This window comes from Paracandidimonas lactea (assembly GCF_021653995.1).
Taxonomy (GTDB): Bacteria; Pseudomonadota; Gammaproteobacteria; order Burkholderiales; family Burkholderiaceae_B; genus Allopusillimonas; species Allopusillimonas lactea.
Window position 1 is genome coordinate 290,517 of record NZ_JAJJOZ010000002.1, and the last position, 18,227, is coordinate 308,743.

Annotated in this window: 17 protein-coding genes; 4 read left to right on the forward strand and 13 right to left on the reverse strand. The window is 60.8% G+C overall.

What is annotated here, in order from left to right; all coding sequences use genetic code 11:
- Position 1: 1 nt before the first annotated feature.
- On the reverse strand, positions 2 to 1,966 hold the full coding sequence (locus tag LOL23_RS05285; RefSeq protein ID WP_160978433.1) for a BCCT family transporter: 1,965 nt from the start codon (positions 1,964 to 1,966) through the stop codon (positions 2 to 4).
- Between the two features lie 233 nt (positions 1,967 to 2,199).
- Between LOL23_RS05285 and egtB the strand changes: the two genes are divergently transcribed.
- Together egtB and egtD are read left to right on the forward strand one after the other, a co-directional pair.
- Positions 2,200 to 3,576, forward strand: coding sequence for an ergothioneine biosynthesis protein EgtB (egtB, locus tag LOL23_RS05290; RefSeq protein WP_160978432.1), 1,377 nt, complete (start codon positions 2,200 to 2,202; stop codon positions 3,574 to 3,576).
- 9 nt (positions 3,577 to 3,585) lie between these two features.
- On the forward strand, positions 3,586 to 4,560 hold the full coding sequence (gene egtD, locus LOL23_RS05295) for an L-histidine N(alpha)-methyltransferase (protein WP_160978430.1): 975 nt from the start codon (positions 3,586 to 3,588) through the stop codon (positions 4,558 to 4,560).
- Here egtD and LOL23_RS05300 read toward each other — a convergent pair.
- From LOL23_RS05300 to LOL23_RS05310, 3 genes are read right to left on the reverse strand one after another with little or no spacing between them, the layout of a single operon-like run.
- On the reverse strand, positions 4,532 to 5,248 hold the full coding sequence (locus tag LOL23_RS05300) for an HAD family hydrolase (RefSeq protein WP_237173255.1): 717 nt from the start codon (positions 5,246 to 5,248) through the stop codon (positions 4,532 to 4,534). The genes egtD and LOL23_RS05300 overlap by 29 nt on opposite strands.
- A 58-nt stretch (positions 5,249 to 5,306) precedes the next feature.
- The gene (locus LOL23_RS05305) at positions 5,307 to 6,749 is read right to left on the reverse strand and encodes a Cu(+)/Ag(+) sensor histidine kinase (RefSeq protein WP_160978426.1); all 1,443 of its coding nucleotides are present in this window, start codon (positions 6,747 to 6,749) and stop codon (positions 5,307 to 5,309) included.
- Between the two features lie 4 nt (positions 6,750 to 6,753).
- Positions 6,754 to 7,437 (reverse strand): heavy metal response regulator transcription factor, encoded by a 684-nt coding sequence (locus LOL23_RS05310; protein WP_160978424.1) that lies wholly within the window; start codon positions 7,435 to 7,437, stop codon positions 6,754 to 6,756.
- Positions 7,438 to 7,722: 285 nt separating this feature from the next.
- On the opposite strand from LOL23_RS05310, the gene LOL23_RS05315 reads away from it, so the two are divergent.
- On the forward strand, positions 7,723 to 8,199 hold the full coding sequence (locus tag LOL23_RS05315; protein WP_160978422.1) for a c-type cytochrome: 477 nt from the start codon (positions 7,723 to 7,725) through the stop codon (positions 8,197 to 8,199).
- 132 nt (positions 8,200 to 8,331) lie between these two features.
- Here the strand turns inward: LOL23_RS05315 and LOL23_RS05320 are convergent, their stop codons facing one another.
- Both LOL23_RS05320 and LOL23_RS05325 read right to left on the reverse strand, forming a co-directional pair.
- Positions 8,332 to 8,526, reverse strand: a complete 195-nt coding sequence (locus tag LOL23_RS05320) for a heavy-metal-associated domain-containing protein (protein ID WP_160978420.1) — start codon at positions 8,524 to 8,526, stop codon at positions 8,332 to 8,334.
- Positions 8,527 to 8,734: 208 nt separating this feature from the next.
- On the reverse strand, positions 8,735 to 9,634 hold the full coding sequence (locus LOL23_RS05325; protein ID WP_237173256.1) for a LysR family transcriptional regulator: 900 nt from the start codon (positions 9,632 to 9,634) through the stop codon (positions 8,735 to 8,737).
- Between the two features lie 117 nt (positions 9,635 to 9,751).
- Here LOL23_RS05325 and LOL23_RS05330 point away from each other — a divergent pair, with 117 nt between their 5' ends.
- On the forward strand, positions 9,752 to 10,909 hold the full coding sequence (locus LOL23_RS05330; RefSeq protein ID WP_160978416.1) for an acyl-CoA dehydrogenase family protein: 1,158 nt from the start codon (positions 9,752 to 9,754) through the stop codon (positions 10,907 to 10,909).
- Positions 10,910 to 10,983: 74 nt separating this feature from the next.
- Here LOL23_RS05330 and LOL23_RS05335 read toward each other — a convergent pair whose 3' ends face one another.
- The 7 genes from LOL23_RS05335 to LOL23_RS05365 all read right to left on the reverse strand — a co-directional run bounded on the left by LOL23_RS05335 (position 10,984) and on the right by LOL23_RS05365 (position 18,221).
- Positions 10,984 to 12,357 carry an amidase gene (locus tag LOL23_RS05335; RefSeq protein ID WP_237173257.1) on the reverse strand — a complete coding sequence of 458 codons (1,374 nt, stop codon included), beginning with the start codon at positions 12,355 to 12,357 and terminating at the stop codon, positions 10,984 to 10,986.
- Positions 12,350 to 13,138 carry an ABC transporter ATP-binding protein gene (locus tag LOL23_RS05340; protein WP_160978412.1) on the reverse strand — a complete coding sequence of 263 codons (789 nt, stop codon included), beginning with the start codon at positions 13,136 to 13,138 and terminating at the stop codon, positions 12,350 to 12,352. Before LOL23_RS05340 ends, LOL23_RS05335 begins: the two co-directional genes overlap by 8 nt.
- Complete coding sequence (locus LOL23_RS05345; protein WP_160978410.1) at positions 13,135 to 13,896, reverse strand: ABC transporter ATP-binding protein; 762 nt, start codon at positions 13,894 to 13,896, stop codon at positions 13,135 to 13,137. Before LOL23_RS05345 ends, LOL23_RS05340 begins: the two co-directional genes overlap by 4 nt.
- Complete coding sequence (locus tag LOL23_RS05350) at positions 13,893 to 14,792, reverse strand: branched-chain amino acid ABC transporter permease (protein WP_160978408.1); 900 nt, start codon at positions 14,790 to 14,792, stop codon at positions 13,893 to 13,895. Before LOL23_RS05350 ends, LOL23_RS05345 begins: the two co-directional genes overlap by 4 nt.
- 6 nt (positions 14,793 to 14,798) lie before the next feature.
- Complete coding sequence (locus LOL23_RS05355; RefSeq protein ID WP_160978406.1) at positions 14,799 to 15,674, reverse strand: branched-chain amino acid ABC transporter permease; 876 nt, start codon at positions 15,672 to 15,674, stop codon at positions 14,799 to 14,801.
- Between the two features lie 18 nt (positions 15,675 to 15,692).
- Positions 15,693 to 16,925: an ABC transporter substrate-binding protein gene (locus LOL23_RS05360; protein ID WP_160978404.1), complete on the reverse strand. Its 1,233-nt coding sequence runs from the start codon at positions 16,923 to 16,925 to the stop codon at positions 15,693 to 15,695.
- Positions 16,926 to 17,003: 78 nt separating this feature from the next.
- Positions 17,004 to 18,221: a CaiB/BaiF CoA transferase family protein gene (locus LOL23_RS05365; protein WP_160978402.1), complete on the reverse strand. Its 1,218-nt coding sequence runs from the start codon at positions 18,219 to 18,221 to the stop codon at positions 17,004 to 17,006.
- Between the last annotated feature and the right edge of the window lie 6 nt (positions 18,222 to 18,227).

Consider the following 18,227-nt stretch of genomic DNA (forward strand, 5'->3'; position numbering starts at 1 on the left):
GCTAAGACGTCACGTGCAGATAGTGCCGGTGGCGTTCGTACTGGTCGAGGATGTCGCTGATGACGGCCTCCTGGCTCCAGCCCATGATGTCGTAATCCTGGCCGCCTTCGCGCAGGTGTACTTCGGCGCGGTAGTAGCGGCGCACTTCTTCGTCGCGTTCCTCGTCGGGCGTGAGGCTGGGGCGTATGAAGGCGCGCGGACGTACGGCATAGAAGAAGTCGAGATAGTCGCCATGCGAGACCTTCATGATGACGGAGCCGCTGCCCGCTTCCTGTTCGGTCACGACCACATACCCTTGCTGGCGCAGTTCTTCGGCAACAGCCTGCAGTGCCGGCAGGGCGGTTTCGTCGAGAAAGCGGCGCACTTGTGACTGGCCGGGCATGCGGATGATGTTGCGCAGGCGCTGCTCCCATGATGGCGCGCCGCGCATCGGGCGCGACAGCGCAAGCGATTGGTTGCCGATGCGGCGTTTGGTGGCGTCGAGCTTGAGCGCCCGCAGCAGGCCCCACACCGCCAGCAGCAGGATAATCGCAAAAGGCAGCGCGCTGGCGATAGTTGCGGTTTGCAATGCCGACAGGCCATCGGCCAGCAGCAGCGCAATGGCGACGGCGCCGGTGGACAATGACCAGAACATGCGTTGCCACACAGGTGTGCGTTCGGCGCCGCCCGATGCCAGCAAATCGACCACCAGCGCGCCCGAGTCGGCTGAGGTGACGAAGAAGATCACCACCATGGTGATCGCAACGAACGAGATGACGTTGCTCCAGGGCAGTTGCTCAAGGAAAACAAACAGCGCCAGCGATGAATCCGCTTTGACGACATCGGCGATGTTCTGCAGATGGTCGACCAGGATCATGTGAATGGCGGTATCGCCGAACACGGTCATCCACAGCAGCGTGAAGCCTGCGGGCACAAGCAGCACCCCCAGTACGAATTCGCGTATGGTGCGTCCGCGCGAGATGCGGGCGATGAACAGGCCGACGAATGGCGACCAAGCGATCCACCAGCCCCAGTAGAACAGCGTCCAGCCGCCTATCCAGTCGGTGGGTTCGTAGGCGAAGAGATTGAATGTCTTGTGGACGATATCCGAAAGATAGGCCCCCGTGTTCTCAACGAAGGTCTGGAGCAGGAACACGGTGGGGCCGAGTACCAGCACGAACAGCATCAGGATGACCGCCAGCGCCAGATTGATTTCGGACAGTATGCGTATGCCGCGGTCCAGGCCGCTGGCCACGGACAGCGTGGCCAGGCCGGAACTGAGGATGATGAGTACGATCTGCGCAGGGATGCCGACGGGTACGCCAAACAGATGGTTGAGCCCGCTGTTGATCTGCGCCACACCCAGGCCCAGTGAGGTTGCAATGCCGAGCACGGTGCCGATGATGGCGAAGATATCGACGGCATGACCGATGGGGCCATGAATGCGGTCGCCGATGAGTGGATACAGGGCGGAGCGCAGGGTGAGCGGCAAATTGTGGCGGTAGGAGAAATAAGCCAGCGTCAGTGCGACAATCGCATAGATGGCCCATGCATGCAGCCCCCAATGAAAGAAGGTGATGTTCATGGCCTCGCGCGCAGCGTCGGCCGTGCCACCCTCGCCCACAGGCGGCGCCATGAAATGCATGACCGGCTCGGCAACACCGAAGAACATCAGGCCGATACCCATGCCCGCCGAGAACAACATGGCGAACCAGGTGACATTGCGGTAGTCGGGCTCGCTATGGTCTGGCCCCAGTTTGATGTCGCCATAACGGCTGATGGCAATCAGCACGACAGAGAGCAAAATGATGGCGACAGCCAGGATATAAAACCAACTGGCGTTGCCGAGGATCCAGCCCTGCATGGCACTGAATACACGCTGCGCCAAACGCGGCGTTGTGATGGCGAAGGCGGTGAGCAGCAGGATGAATATCGCCGAGATGTAGAACACCGGCTTGTTGATAGTCATGCGGACTTGGGTCGGCATGCTGATCTCCTTGAAACCTCCCGGATACTGGTGCGCGACGCGGGCCGGGAGGGTGTTGAAACGTTTTTGTTGATTATGTTTCGCCTTGGAAACATTTTTGCCGGTCGCAGCCGTTATGGTAAAGGAGTCGGGGTGCGCTGGCGAGTCCAGCGAGCTCACGCTGACAGCAGTTTCCTTGCGCGCGGCGCTGCCGCATGCGCTACAAGCATTGTCGGGGGGGACGCAGCAAGCACATGGACAGTCCGAAACACGATCTGTGGCGACAGTACCAGGCGATACGCGCACATACTGAAAGCCTGGCGGCGCGGCTGTCCGCCGAAGACCAATGCGTGCAATCCATGCCAGATGCCAGCCCGACGAAATGGCATCTGGGGCATACGACATGGTTCTTCGAGACGCTAGTCTTGCGCGCGCACCTGCCGCATTACCAGGTGTTCGACAAAGACTTCCACTTCATCTTCAACTCTTATTACGAGTCGCTGGGCCCCAGGCAGCCCCGGCCGCGGCGCGGCATGTTGACACGGCCGGGGCGGGATGCGGTGCAGGCCTACCGCAGGCATGTGGACGCGGCCATCGAGCGCCTGCTGAGCGGCCATGAAGCCGTGGCGCTGGATGCGGTACGACCCGCGCTTGTGCTGGGTTTGCATCATGAGCAGCAGCATCAGGAACTGATCGTCACCGATATCGTGCACCTGTTTTCCTGTAACCCGCTGCTGCCCGCTTATCTTTCCACACCATTGCCTCGTTCCAATGCATGGGATGCCATGCACGGCGGTTCAGAACCCTCCACCGACCCCATCATCGATGCTGCGCCGTCCGGCAGCGCTGCGGCGAATGCCATCAACGTACCCGCAAACACGCGTGCAGGCGCCGTCCCCGCCGCTGGCATGCGGTGGCTGCATCACCACGGCGGCAAGGTGGACGTGGGCCATGCGGGCGCCGGCTTTGCTTTTGACAATGAAACCCCCCGGCATACCGTGTGGCTGCAGTCTTTCGACATCGCCGACAGATTGGTGAGTTGCGGCGAGTATCTGCGCTTCGTGCACGAGGGCGGCTACCGCAACGCGTCGTGGTGGCTGTCCGATGGGTGGGCCATGGCGCAGGATCAGGGCTGGCAGGCGCCCCCTTACTGGCTGTGCGCGAGCGACCCGCGTGTGCTGCATCACGCTGATAACGGGGGCTGCCAAGCGGCGCCTGAAGGAGGGCGGGACGACTGGGTGGTGTTTGGCCCTTACGGCGTGCAGCCGCTGGATCCCGATGCGCCGGTATCTGGATTGAGCTTTTACGAAGCTTGTGCTTACGCCGACTGGGCAGGCGCGCGCCTGCCCACAGAGTTCGAGTGGGAGGCCGCCTGCGATGCGGGCGGCATGGCCCAGGCCTATGACCATGTGTGGCAATGGACGCGATCTGCTTATGCGCCTTATCCGGGGTTTCGTCCGCTGGAAGGGCCGGCTGCGGAATACAACGGCAAGTTCATGGTGGGCCAGCAGGTGTTGCGCGGCGGCAGTGTTGCCACGCCGCCAGGGCATAGCCGCCCCACATACCGCAATTTTTTTCCGCCGTCGGCCAGATGGCAATTCACCGGCCTGCGCCTGGCGCGCGACGCCTGAGGGATAAACATGGATGTCCAGTCCACCGCCGCCACGGCACCCTGCTCCATCGATAGCGCCGCCTTTTTGCATGATCTGCTAGACGGCCTGGCCCGCCGTCCGCGCGCGATTTCACCCAAGTATTTCTATGATGCGGCGGGCTCGGCGCTGTTCGACCGCATCTGCGACCTGCCTGAGTATTACCCCATGCGCACTGAGGCAGGCATCCTGCGGCGCCATGGGGCGGACATCATGAGCAGGGTGGGTGCGGATATCGATCTTATCGAGTTCGGCGCCGGCTCGCTGGTGAAGGTGCGGCTGCTGCTTGGCGCGTGCCGGCGGCACATGCTGCCGGGTCATTATGTGCCCATCGATATATGCGGCGATCATCTGCGCGCTTCAGCGGCACGGCTGTCGGCCGAGTTTCCGACGCTCGATGTATGCCCTGTCGAGGCGGACTATACGGCGCTGGATGCGTTGTTGCTGCCGGGTGGAGAGGGCGCGCGCAAGGTGGGGTTTTTCCCTGGTTCGACCATTGGCAATATGGACCTGGATGAAGCGCTCGCCTTTCTGCACCATACCGCTGGCTTGCTAAGCGGGGGTGGGCTGCTGATCGGCGTGGACCTGGTGAAAGACCCTGCGCGTCTACATGCGGCCTATAACGATGCGCAGGGCATCACCGCGCAGTTCAACTTGAATGTACTGGCGCGCGCCAACCGCGAATTGGGTGCGGATTTTGACCTGGAGGGGTTTGCGCATTACGCGCTATACCAGCCGGTGATACGCCGCGTGGAAATGCACTTGGTCAGCCTTATGCCGCAGCGCGTGATGATCGCCGGCACGCCGTATGATTTCGACGAGGGCGATACCCTGCACACTGAGAATTCATACAAATACACGGTGCCTGGCTTTCAGGCGCTGGCGCGGCGCGCGGGCTACCGGCCCGAAGCGGTATGGCTGGATGAGGAGCGCCTGTTCAGCGTGCACTGGCTGCTGGCGCCATAGCGGCGCCGCTTGCATGGGCCGCCATCAACGCTGGCAGCTCGGCCATGTCGGTAAAGACAAAATGCACACCGGTCGCACGCAGTGCATCCGCATCGCTGTGCCCAGCGTTGCCGGGGCTGTAGCCGAACACCGTTGCGCCCGCCGCCACGCCCGCCGTGGCGCCGGTGACGGTGTCTTCCACCACCGCGCAGCGTACGGCCGGCACACCCAGCGCCTGCGCGGCTGCAAGGTACACGTCGGGAAATGGCTTGCTGCGCGGCATGTCCTGGCCGCTGAAGACCCGACTGCCGAAGCAATCCACCAGGCCAACTTTGGTGAGCTGCAGCCGCACTTTGTGCAGGTCTGCGCCCGAAGCTACCGCAATGCGGCCATTAAGCATTGCATGCAGTTCGCGCACGGCCTTCGGCGCGCCAGGGATTTCAGTGAGCTCGCGATCCAGCGCGTCGTTGCGTCGCTGGCGGAATTGCGCAGTCCAGGCGTCATCGATCTGCACGCCGGTGCGCGCGGCAATCAGGGCGGCTTCGTCGCGTACCGCCTTGCCGGCAAAGATGCGCATGCATTCTTCATGCGAGATGGACCAGCCCATCTCGCCCAGTATCTGGGCCAGTACGCGGTTGGTGATGGGTTCGGAGTCGACCAGCACGCCGTCGCAGTCAAACAGCACGGCATCGAAGGGGAAGTGTGTCATTGCAGATAAACGCGGCGGGTGCGCTTGCACAGGCCCACCATATATGTGCGGGGGAATGTCATAGCATAGCCGATACCGTGGCGCCCTGAGCCGTACGCGGGCGTGCGGCGGGCAGCCTGATGGTAAAGCAGGTTCGTATCGGGTCAGAGCTGGCGCTGATGGTGCCCGCATGCGCCTCGATGATGGACTTGACGATGGCAAGGCCGAGGCCGGCGCCTTCGCCGCCGCGCTGGCGCGAGGCGTCGGGCCGGTAGAAGCGTTCGAAAATATGTGGCAGGTGCTCAGGCGCGATGCCTGCGCCGGGGTTGGTCACGGTAATGCCGACGTGGTTGTCGTCCAGCGCCCGCAGTGTTACGGCTACTGATTCGCCGCGCGGCGTATGGCGCACGGCATTGGACAGCAGATTGCCCAGGGCGCGGCGCATCATCAGGCGGTCGCCCTCGATTTGTACGCTTGCGCCGGACAGCGCCAGATGGACGCCGCGTTCTTCAGCCCAGGCGTCGAAGTAGTCGAACAGGGCGCGCACCTCGTCGGCGAGGTCTATAGTGGCCAGCTCAGGCTTGAGCAGGTTGTTGTCGGCCTCGGCCAGAAACAGCATGTCGCCAACCATTTTTGCCATTCGCTCGTATTCTTCGAGATTGGAATACAGGATCTCGCGGTAATGCTCCACCGTGCGTGCTTGGGACAGCGCCACTTCGGTTTGTGTCTTGAGATTGGTGATGGGGGTGCGCAACTCGTGTGCGATGTCGCCCGAGAAGGCGGAAAGCCGCTGGAAGACATTCTCCAGGCGATCCAGCATGCCGTTGAATGAGTTCGCCAGTTCGGCCAACTCGGCCGGCACCTCGGCTGGCCGCAGCCGGATGTACAGCCGGCTGGAGCCAATCCGCCGCATTTCGCGGCTGATGCGCCGGATGGGAGCGTGACCGCGATACACGGCCAGCCAAGTGGCCGCGATCGCAATGAGACACGCCACCATCGTGGTGATCCAGAGGTAGGCGCGGAAGCTGTCCAGGTAATGCAAATGGAAGTCTATCCCCGTGACGACCGTGATGATGTAAGTGTGCCCGCTGGATGGGGGCCCGACGGGTACTGCCGTCACCGCCCCGCGGTAAGTCTGGCCAGCGTTTCGCCATATCCGCACTGTGCCAGTGGTGATGTGCGCCGTCACAGGCGCGCTGCGCGCAAGCGGCTCCAGATCAACCCCCGGCGTTGCATAGAGCGCCTCGCCGGTATCGGTGGCAAGGCGAAACAAGGCATTGTGATGCCCCGACACGGCGCCCGCCAGGCGCCGGCTCAATGCGGCTTCAGGTTCATTGGGCGGGGCAACAGCGAGCGCATGCGCGACCGCCTGCACCACGGCGTTGAGTTCATCGACGTCTTGCTTGATGAAGTGATTGTTGATGGAGCGCTGGATCAACCAGCCGAAAGCCAGCAGTACCACCGTGATTACCGCGCCGATCGAGACGGTCAGCCGGACTGCCAGCGAAGCGGGGCGCCGCATCGTGTCAGGTGCCCCGTGCGGCGTCGAGCACATAGCCCATGCCGCGTACGGTGTGGATGAGCTTAGGCTCGAAGTCGTCATCGATTTTCGCGCGCAGGCGGCGGATCGCCACATCAATGACGTTGGTGTCGCTGTCGAAGTTCATGTCCCATACTTGCGAGGCGATGAGCGAGCGGGGCAACACTTCGCCCTGGCGGCGCGCCAGCAATTCGAGCAGGGTGAATTCTTTGTTCGTGAGGTTGATGCGCACCCCCTTGCGCTGTGCGCGGCGGCGCGGGATATCAAGGACCAGGTCGGCCACCTGCAGCAGGTTGTCTTGTGCGGGCGTGGTGCCGCGCCTCAAGAGGGTGCGTACGCGCGCGAGCAGCTCAGAAAATGCAAAGGGCTTGACCAGATAGTCGTCGGCGCCAAGCTCCAGGCCCTTGACGCGATCCTCGACACTATCGCGCGCAGTGAGAAACAGGACAGGCACGTGCTGCCGAGCGGCACGCAATGCCTGGACGATGCGCCAGCCGTCGACGTCGGGCAGCATGACGTCAAGGATGATCAAGTCGTAGGCGCCCGTGAGGGCGAGATGATGCCCGTCGAGCCCTGTGCGTGCAAGGTCGACCACAAACCCGGCTTCGACCAGGCCCTGGTGGATATAGTCGCCGGTTTTGGTTTCGTCTTCTACAACAAGCAGCTTCATAGGGTGTCCTGGGCGATGACGCGCCGACTTGGCGGCGTGGGTGGCGCTGCCTGCGGGCGATGGCGCAACAATAGGCCATCGCGCATGACACGGGCATGACGCCAGCATCACGGGATTGTAATGTGCCAAGGATTACAAAAATGTAATGTTGAGGTCACCTTGGCGACAGCCTTCCGTGATTACAGTGGCCTCCAGGCGGTAAGCGCTGCCTGCCTGCTGCCGGGGCATATGGAAGCGTGTATGGTTGGCCAGGTTCTAGTGAAATAAGAATATGAGGCGCAAGGAATGGCCAGTAAAAAATGGATGATTTTGGTAGCGGGCCTTGCGGTGGCGGGCATCGCGTTGTTGTTGTATACCCTGCTGCGGGATCGGGGCCCCGCATTCATCGCCCCAACGGACAAAGCCATGGTGCTGCGGGGCAAAGCGCTCTATGCCGCCAACTGCGCGTCGTGCCACGGCGAAGCGCTGCAAGGCCAGCCGAACTGGCGCGAACGCCTGCCCAACGGCCGCCTGCCCGCGCCGCCGCACGATAAAACCGGCCATACCTGGCATCACCCCGACGCCATCCTGATCGATATCATCAAGCACGGGCTGGTGCCCGGCAGAACCGCCCCGCGCGGTTATCAAAGTGATATGCCAGCTTACGCAGGCATACTTTCGGATGACGAGATTATTGCCGTACTGGCTTACATCAAGGGCACTTGGCCGCCAGCGGTGCTTCAGGCACAGAAGGAAGTGACGCTGCAGAGCGCGCAGCGCTGAGCGTTGGGCAAAAGGTAGTGAAACGTGAAGCAGGCCGGATCATCAGGCTGGTCAGCGGCAGTGACCAGCCGTAGGCGGCATCGGCCCTGGAGGGCGCGTACATGCGCTCGATTGCGCCGTCCGGGCTGGCAATCAGACGGCGCGTGCAGGGTAGCCAGCCTCGCCCAGCGTTTTTTCGATCACCTCGCGCGGCAGCGTGGTGCTGATCTCGACGCGATGCGTGGGTGGATCAGCCTTTACGGTGGCTGCTGGGTCCACGGCGTGGATGGCTTTGGTGATCGTGGCCGCACAGTGGCCGCAGGTCATGTTTTCGACATGGAATTGCATCGCATTGCCTCATTGAACAAGATATATAAATGGGGATGTGAAATGCATGGTAAACCTTCCCATGGACGGAAGGTCAAGCGCGGGCCCGGCACCGTGCAGCGCGATGCCCAAGGCCCCAAGGCCTCAAGGCCCAAAGCCGTGGCAGCACGCATGCCCAACTAACTGCTAGGCGGCGAGCGGTCGGTGGAACGCGGCAGATGCCAACCCCTCACAGATTCTCGGGCGGCCGCAGATTGGCCTTCAGGAAGTCGATCAGCGCACGCGCCGCAGGGCTTTGATGTCGGGCCTGTGGCGTGATCAGAAAAATCTTCGAGCCGAACAGGCTGAGCTTGTAATACTCGAGCAAACGGGTAAGCACGCCGTCCCGCAATTCTTGCCTGATCATATAGCGTGGCAAGAAGCCCACGCCGAGGCCGCCCAGAATGGCCTGTTTCAGGAACAGGAAATTTTCGGACCGCAGCACGGGATCGAGTTCGACGCTGCGACTGCCGCCTTGGTAGCGGCCTTTTACCTTGAGGGCGGCATCGATGGCTGATGCGCACACGATATCGACATGCTGCAGGTCTTCCAGCACGGTAATACGCTTGCGCCCCTGTAGATAGACGGGGCTGGCGCAGGCCACCCATTCCACGTCGGCGAGCACGGTGGCGTTGACGTTGCGTGGCGGCACCGAGGTGACCCGCAGCGCGATATCGATGCCATCTTCCACCAGGTCAGCGATCTGGTTGCTGAAAACGACATCGAGCGTAACATCGGGGTGCTGGCGCTTGAAGGCAACAATAAGGTCCGACAGCACGAGATGCCCCAGGCCGGCGGACACGCTGAGCCCCACATGGCCGGCGACGGCGTTGGCCGCGCTGGACACCAGATCTTCCACCGCGGCCGCTTCGCTCAGCATACGGCGGCCGTGCTCATATATTTTTGCGCCAGTGTCTGTCAACTGCATGGATTTGGTGGTGCGCTGCAAAAGCTGTACGCCAAGTTGGTCTTCGAGCACCTTGAGCCGGTGGCTGAGATTGGCGCGTGACATCTTGCGCCGGCGCGCCGCAGCGCTCAGGCTGCCGGCGTCGACGATGTCGATGAAGAGGTGCAGGGCGTTCAGATCCATACGGGTGTGGCGATTAAGCAGAGACTGTCAAATTTTAATTGACAGTATGTTAAATCATTGAAAGGCCTGGTGTTTTGTCTATTATGGTGGGATCGCAAACTTTCAACAGGCCCAGCCATGGCTCTCGACGACGAAACCTTTTCCCTGCTGCGCGCCAGCGTGCAACGCTTTATCGACCAGCGCCTCGTACCCGCTGAAGACATTCTCGAGGAAACCGACGAAGTGCCGGCCGACATCGTGCAGGAGATGAAGGACATCGGCCTGTTCGGCATTTCCATTCCCGAAGCATACGGCGGCATTGGGCTGTCTATGGCGCAAGAGTGCGATGTCATCTTCGATATGGGCCATACCTCTTTTGCCTATCGCTCGGCATTCGGCACCAACGTCGGCATCGGTTCCCAAGGCATCCTGATGGATGGCACCGAGACCCAGAAAGCAGAGTGGCTGCCCCGCATCGCCTCGGGCGAGATGATCATCTCGTTCGCCCTGACAGAACCTGGCGCCGGCTCCGATGCCGCTTCGCTCAAGACCCGCGCCGTGCTCGAAGACGGCAAATATGTGATCAACGGCACCAAGCGCTTCATTACCAATGCGCCGCGCGCCCATGCCTTCACCCTGATGGCACGCACCGGCGACGAAGGCGCGGGCGGCATCACGGCCTTTGTGGTGCCCGCTGATTCGCCGGGGCTGTCGCTGGGCAAGCCGGACAAGAAAATGGGCCAGCGCGGCACCAAGACCTGCGATGTGATCCTGGACAATGTCAAGGTCGACCCCGCCAACATCATCGGCCTGAAGCCGGGCAAAGGTTTTTCCACCGCCATGAAGGTGCTGGACCGCGGCCGCCTGCATATTTCATCCCTTGCCTGCGGCATGGCCGACCGCTTGATCCGCGACGCGGTCGACTACGCCAAGCAGCGCAAACAGTTCGGCCAGCCCATCGCCGATTTCCAGCTTATCCAGGCCCTGCTGGCCGACAGCCAGGCGGAACTGTACGCCGGCCTGTCCATGGTGCGCGATTGCGCCCGCCGCTACGATGCCAACCCGGTCGGCCAGCGTAACAACGAACTGAGCATGCTGGCCTCATGCACCAAGATGTTCTGCACCGAAATGGTAGGCCGCGTGGCCGACCGCGCCGTGCAGATCCACGGCGGCTCGGGCTATATCAGTGAGTACAAGGTCGAACGCTTCTACCGCGACGTGCGCCTGCTGCGCCTGTACGAAGGCACCACGCAGATCCAGCAGCTCATCATCGCCAAGGAACTGTTGCGGCGTTAGGCGCGATTAGCGCACGGCCGGTCGCGGCGAGTAGAGCGTGTGCCGTGGGGCGGTATGGCCTTTCCCTCTCGTGCTCAGACTTCGCGGGCGCAGTTTCCAAGCACACGCTCCACCCAGGCGGCGTGGCTGAGCAGGGCGGCATCCTCTTTGACGTATCCAACAAGCTGTATCGCCAGCGGCAGCCCTGAGCTGCTGCGCGCTACGGGTAACGAAATTGACGGATTGTGCAGCAGGGACCATGGGCGGATGAATATCGAACTGCCGGTGGTTGATGCGGCGGGCGCCACTCCCAGCGTTGCCGGCATGACAATCGCGTCTAGATCATGAACAGCGTTATAAAACAAGCGGCGGCAGACATCGGCGGCGTCGAGCGCACGGGCGTAATCCTCGTCCGCATATCCCGCTCCTAGTTTCAGATAGGCCAGCAGTTCTGGATCGCAAAGTGCGGCATGGTTCCGCCTGATTTCCGCATACTCGCGATTCAGATCGTAGGCCATAATGACATCTTGAATGGCACCGATCTGTTCGAATTCGGCGGGCATGTGAAGGTCGGATGTGCTTGCGCCGGCCTCGGACAATCGTGCAACACTTCGTTCGAAGACTTGGATGGCTTCAGGCTCGGCGTCCTGCCAACCTTGGGGTCGCCATACGCCAAGCCGGCGGGGGCGGGCATGCAGCGAAGAGGGCTTGAACCTTGGGTCGCCCACGAAGGCATGCATGAAAAGCTGTGCATCCTCCACCGTTCTGGTTAGCGGGCCCACAACGTCAAGTGGGCGGGAGTACGTGCGTATCCCGACATAGGGGATCAGGTCGAGTGTAGGCTTGAAACCGACAGCACCGCAGAACGACGCCGGCCGCAGTATGGAGCCCGCTGTCTGCGTGCCGATCGATACCGGCGTCATGAAGTCTGCGACGGCCGCCGCGGATCCCGCAGAGGAAGCAGCGGGCGTTCGGCTGGTGTCATGCGGGTTTCTGCACGGGCCCGGCAGCATAATGGCATGCCGCGAAACGGTGTTTTTTCCAAGCAGTGCAAAGCCATGTCTGCGCGCTTGTGTGACGACGGGTGCGTCGATGGCGGGTTGGCGTCCGGGGAAAATCTCCGGATCTCCGAGCTCGGTGGGCATGTCCGCAGTGTCTATCGTGTCCTTCAAGCCCAGCGGTACGCCATCGAAAATGCCAGCACGGCCATGCTTGTCGCAGGCACGGGCATGCGCTAGCGCCGTGTCGGCGGCCACGTGAACCCAGGCCTTTACCACAGGGTTGCGCGCTTCAATCCGCTCCAGGCAGGCCGTCACCCATTTTTCGCAGGTCAGGCTGCCACTTTCCAGCGCGCGGATGCCTTCAGCCATGCTCATGGCGGCGATTGCCGAAGGGGCGGGACGAGTAGTCTGCCGGCCGCTGGGCGCCGATGCGGATGCGGCCGTTTCTGCGGCGGTATCGTCACGCATGTAAGTCTCCTTTATGGTTGGGGGATGCACCGCGGCCTATGTACAGGTCGGCCATTTCCTCATTGGCGAGAAGCCCGGCACCGGTATCCGTGAGCACGATCCTGCCCGAGTCCAGAATATAGCCGCGATCGCTGAAAGCCAGTGCCTGCCGTGCACGCTGCTCCACCATCAGCACAGCAACGTCCATGGCAGGCAGTCTTCGCACCTCGTCAAATACTTGGTTGGTCAGCGCCGGCGACAGGGCTGCGGAGGGTTCGTCCAACAGCATCAAGGCAGGCGATGGCATCAGCGCGCGTGCGAACGCCAATTGCTGGCGCTCGCCGCCCGAAAGGTTGCAGGCGTACGTTCCGCGTCGCGCAGCAAGCGCGGGAAATAGATCGTACATATCCTGGATGCGCTTGCGTTTGTCGGCAACCCGCTCAACCACCTGCAGGTTCTCCTGCACGGTCAGAGAGCCGAAGACATTGTGGACCTGAGGCACATAAGAGATACCATGGCTGATCCGGTCTTCCGTGCCTGTTTTGGTCAGGTCGACGAGGCGGAAATAGGCTTCGCCCGAGAGGCGGGGCAGCAGGCCCATAATGGCTTTGATGAGGGTTGACTTTCCTGCGCCGTTGGTGCCTGCGATAGTAACAATCTCGCGAGCACCGACGTACAGATCGATGCCGCAGATGATGTCGGTATCACCATAGCCACCCGAGAGATTCTTCAGACGCAGCAGGCGCTCGTCCGCTGGAGCCACATGTGTGGGGATGTTGGCGTTGTACGGGGTGGCACTCATATCACGCCTCCCATATAAGCTTCCCGGACGTCGTCGCGGCACAGAACGTTACTCGGCGTTCCTTCGGCGAGAACGCGGCCCCTGTCCATGACATACATTCTTGGTGTCAGGCGGGACAGTTCTTCGAGATTGTGCTCGATAACCAGTACTGTCATTCCTTTGCGATTGAGCGTCACGATGCGCTCGGCGATCTCCTGGATCAGGACCGGATTTACGCCCGCAAAGGGTTCGTCCAGCAGGATGCATAGCGGGTCTAGCATCAGCAGGCGGCCCAGTTCCAGCAGCTTTTTCTGACCACCCGAGAGCATGCCCGCCGGCTCATCCGCGACGCGGCTCAGATTCAGAAAGGCGAGCAGGTCGTTGGCCTTTTCCGCGTTTTCTGTCTCCTGACGCCTCACTGCACGGCCCTCGAAGAAGACAGAATACAGGCGCTCTCCGCGCGCATCGGGTACGGCTGCCATCATGTTGTCGAAGACCGTCAGTTGGGAGAACTCGCGAGGTACCTGGAACGTACGTGCAAGGCCGCGCCGGACGCGCCTGTGCACCGGCAGGGTGTCAATGTCTTCGTCGAGGAAATGGATAGTCCCGGCACGCTTTGGAATGTAGCCTGTGATCACTGAGAAAAGTGTGCTCTTGCCGGCACCATTCGTACCGATCAGGCCAAGCAGCTCGCCCTTTTTCAGCTCCAGGCTGACGTCGTCCAGCGCCAGAAACCCGCCGAAGCTTGCCTGTACGTTTTTTACGCTCAACATGGTCATGATTTTCTGCTCCTGACCGGTTTGCCGGCGAGGATGCCTTGAGGCCGGTACAGTACGATAAGAATCAGCGCCATGCCGATAATCCATATGCGGACGCTGGCCATCTGCACCTCCGATATCCCGCCCACAATGTCTGAGACAAAGCGCGAGCCTTCGAGAAAACCCATCAGAATGACGGTGCCGACGACAATGCCGCTCAGGCGGTTGACGCCGCCGATGAATACAGCGATCCAAATGTAGAAGGTGATCAGAGGCACGAACTGGTCGGGCGTAAGGAACGTGAGATAGTGAGATTGAAAGCCGCCCGCCAGGCCCGCCAACGCGGCGCCCAGTACCAGCGTGCGTGTTTTGAAACGCGCCGGATCCTTGCCTAGTGCTCGAACTGCCACTTCATTATCTCGTATGGCTTCGATCACGCGCCCGAAGGGGCTTTTTACTACCTTGGTCAGTAGCCAGAGCACGACCGCATTGGCGACCAGCAAGGCAATCAGTATCCAGAAATCGATCTGGTTTCCTGGCACGATACCGTCGAACATGCGCGGGATCCCAGGCAGACCGTGCATGCCGCGAGTGAGCCACTCTTCCGTTTGCAGCATATAGCGGACAGTTTCCGAGAATCCGAGTGTGACGATCGCCAGATAATCGCTGCCCAGCCGCAAAGCGATGATGCCCATTGGATATGCGCACGCTGCGGTCAGGACGACCGCAGCGGCCATGGCCAGCGGGATGGGTACGCCGTTTAAGGCCAGCAGAGCCGATGTATACGAGCCGATGGCAAAGAAGCCCACGTGGCCGAAGTTAACTAGGCCAGCAAAGCCGTAATGCAGTGAAAGGCCCAGTGCCAGCAGCAGGTAGATCAGAATGGCGATGGAGATTGCGATCAGATAAGCTTCCATATCCCTTTACCTCGCCGCCATCGGGCGTCCAAATATGCCCTGTGGGCGCACAAGCAGCACGAGAAGCAGGATTGCGAACGCCATGGGTATTTTGTAGGATGGGCCGACATAGAGGCTGGCAACCTCCTGCGCGATGCTGAATAGCAGCATGCCGATCACCGCGCCGATGGGGTGCCCGATGCCGCCCAATATGACCGCCGCGAACATGGGCATCAGAAGCTCGAATCCCAGATCCGGCACAACCACCGCTTTTATGCCCAGTAATACGCCGCCCAGGCCACAGAACAGGCCCGAAATCGTCCACAGCGACAGCATGACGCGTTTTGAGCGGATCCCGCTCGCCGCGGCCAGGTCGGCGTTGTCGGCCACAGCGCGCATGCGACGACCCAGCCCGGTGCCATGCAGAATATAGAACATGAGCGCAAGCGCTCCGGCCGCGACCAGCAGGATGTAAAGATCGGTGGGTAGGATGCGGATGCCGTTAAAGTTCCATGCGCGTACGAGAGGCATGCTGAGGTTGTATTGATCCTGGCCAGTAAAGAACGTGATGGTGTTTCGTACTACAAAGGCCACCCCAATCGACGCGATCAGCCTGGAAATGTTTGACCGCGAGGCGAGTGGGCGAAACACCCAGCCATAGAAGAACACAGAAACGGCGGCGGTCACGACTGCAGCGAGCGCCACGCTGGCGATCAGCGAGTCGCTGATGAAAGCCTGGGCGCCGACAGCACAGTATGCACCCAGCGTCATATAGTCGCCAGCGGCGGCATTAGGAAACCGGGCTATACCGAACACCATCGTGATGGCAAGTGCCGGCAGCGCCAGCAGCGTGCCGATCACGATGCCATTGATGACGGCGTTGATGAGGGTTATGGCATCCATTGTGTACGTCCCGATCCGTCAGGCCGAGCCTGGGATCGTCTCCTTGCGTACCAGTTCGCCGTTCTGTATCTCGAACACACCAAAGTCGGGCACGGTTTCGCCATGCGCGCCGAAATTCAATGCGGAGGAGGCACCTTCGTAGTTTATTTTTCCGCCTTTGCGCAAAATCTCTTTGCCTTGCGAGAAAGAGGATACTTTTTCACCATCACCTTGTGTTACGGTTTTGATGTGATTGTTGATAGTCTGGGTGTCGGCGTTTCGGCCCGCAGCCTCCATCGCCAGGGCAAGTGTCACCACCATGTCGTAGCTCTGTGCCGCAAATACATCGGGCTCCCGTTTCAATTTTGCCTGGATACGCTGGGCATAGCTTTGGTAGGCCGGTGAGTCGGTGTTGGCGACGTTCGAGATCGAAATAATGCCTTCCGTCGCTTCCTTGCCGATTGCCTTGACCAGATCTTTGTTCGCCGTCCAGCCCGGCATGATGAACTTGCATTCCTGGCCAGTCTGGAACCATTCTTTAAGAAGGATGGTCGCATCGGGCTTGTATGAACCCATTGCGATCACGTCGGGTTTCTTGGCCAATACTTTATTCAGCTCGGTGCGGTAGCTGGTCTGGTTGGGTTCATAGATCACCAGTTCGGCAAGCCTGTCGCCGCCGGCTTCCCAGGTTTTCTTGAAATAATCCGCAAGGCCCACAAAGGTGGAGTTGTTGAACGCCATGACGGCGGGCCGTTTGAAGCCTCGTCGGCGCGCAACTTCAGCAAACGCCTTTCCAAATACGGCATTGGATGCTTGAAACATCCAGGCTAGGCCGCGTTTGTTTTCTGTCTGCATTTCGGGGGCGCCGCATGTATTCATCATGATGAGGCCGGCATTGTTTGTGATCGGCATGACAGCCAGGCCGACCGCGGATGGCCAGATTCCTACGACAGCCTGGACGCGGTTTATCTCAATCAGTTTCTTTGCAGCCAGAACAGCGACATCTGCTTTGGTTTGATCATCTTCTGAGAACAGCACTATTTTTTTACCTGCTGCGCCACCCTGGCCATTGACCTCGTCAACCGCGAGGCGGATGGATTCGAGCATGGCCGGGCCATAGGGGCCGCCGATGCCCGTGATGGAGTTTAGCGAGCCGAGGCGGAACGTATCCGCATCCTGCGCGAACGCCCACTGCGGCAGCATGGCGGTGGCCGCCAGCGCACCGCCTGTGGAAAGAAAGTGGCGCCGCTTGGGGTTGGTGATCTGGTTCATGGTCTCTCCTTTGGTATAGGTATGCTTGTTATGTTGCGATAGCTCTATCGCCGGCATCGCTTGTCCGGTGCGCTATCGTCACTGTATTGCCATCGTTTCGCGCAGCTTGGCAATTCTGCTTTCCGACACACCGAATCTGCGCAAGACCTCTTCGGTGTGCTGACCGAGCAAGGGCGCGGGGCTGCGTACGCGTCCCGGTGTTCGGGAGAAATGGGACGGTACTCCTATCGTTTTCATACGGCCCAGCTTGGGATGTGTCACCTCCTGGATCATGCCGCGTGCCGCGTAGTGCGGATCGGACACCGCCTGGCCGAAGTCGTTGATGGGGCCGCACGGTACGCCGGCATTTTCACAGCGTGCGATCCAGGTTCCCGCGTCATCCTGCAAGAACACCTTCTCAAGAATGGTCTCCAGAGCTTCCACATTCGCCATGCGATCCGAGTTGGTGGCGAAACGCGGGTCGTTGATCAGATCCGGCCGCTCTAGGACATGTATGCAAAGGCTTTCCCAGGTGCGCTGGTTGGCCGCGCCGATGATGATATAGCCATTGCGAGTGTTGAACGCCTGGTAGGGGGCCGAGACGCGATGGCGGCTGCCGGTTGCTTGTGGCACCGTGCCTTCTGCAAAATAGGCGGCGGCTTCCCATACGAACCATGGAAGTCCGCACTCGGCCAGCGAGATGTCTATGTGCTGGCCCTCGCCAGTTTTCTGTTGATGCAGACAGGCCGCAAGGATGGAGTAGATAGCCGTGAGGCCGGCGCCCACGTCATAGATAGCGATGCCGGACTTGAGCGGCCGCCCGCCCGGTTCGCCGGTGATGCTCATGATGCCCGTCATGCCTTGTGCGACCAGATCGAATCCTCCGCGGCCCGCATATGGGCCGGTTTGGCCGAAGCCGGAAATGGAGCAATACACAAGCCTAGGGTTGATGCGGCTGAGCGATGCGTAGTCCACACCCAGCGAACGTGTTACGCCGACGCGGTAGTTTTCAACTACGACATCAGCCCAGCGAACCATGTCGTACAGGATTTCCCGTGCCGCCGGGTCTTTAAGGTTCAGCGAGATGCCGAGTTTGTTGCGATTGATCTGCGCAAAACAGCTTGATTCGCCATTCACATATGGTCCCATCTCGCGCGCATCATCACCTGTCAACGGTTTCTCGACTTTGATCACTTCTGCGCCCAAGTCGGCAAGCACCATGGTGCAGTAAGGGCCAGCCATAATCTGCGACAGATCGAGAACTTTCATACCTTCCAGCGGCGGGCGTGCGACGCCGCCATTGCCATTGCTGCTCATGGGTCT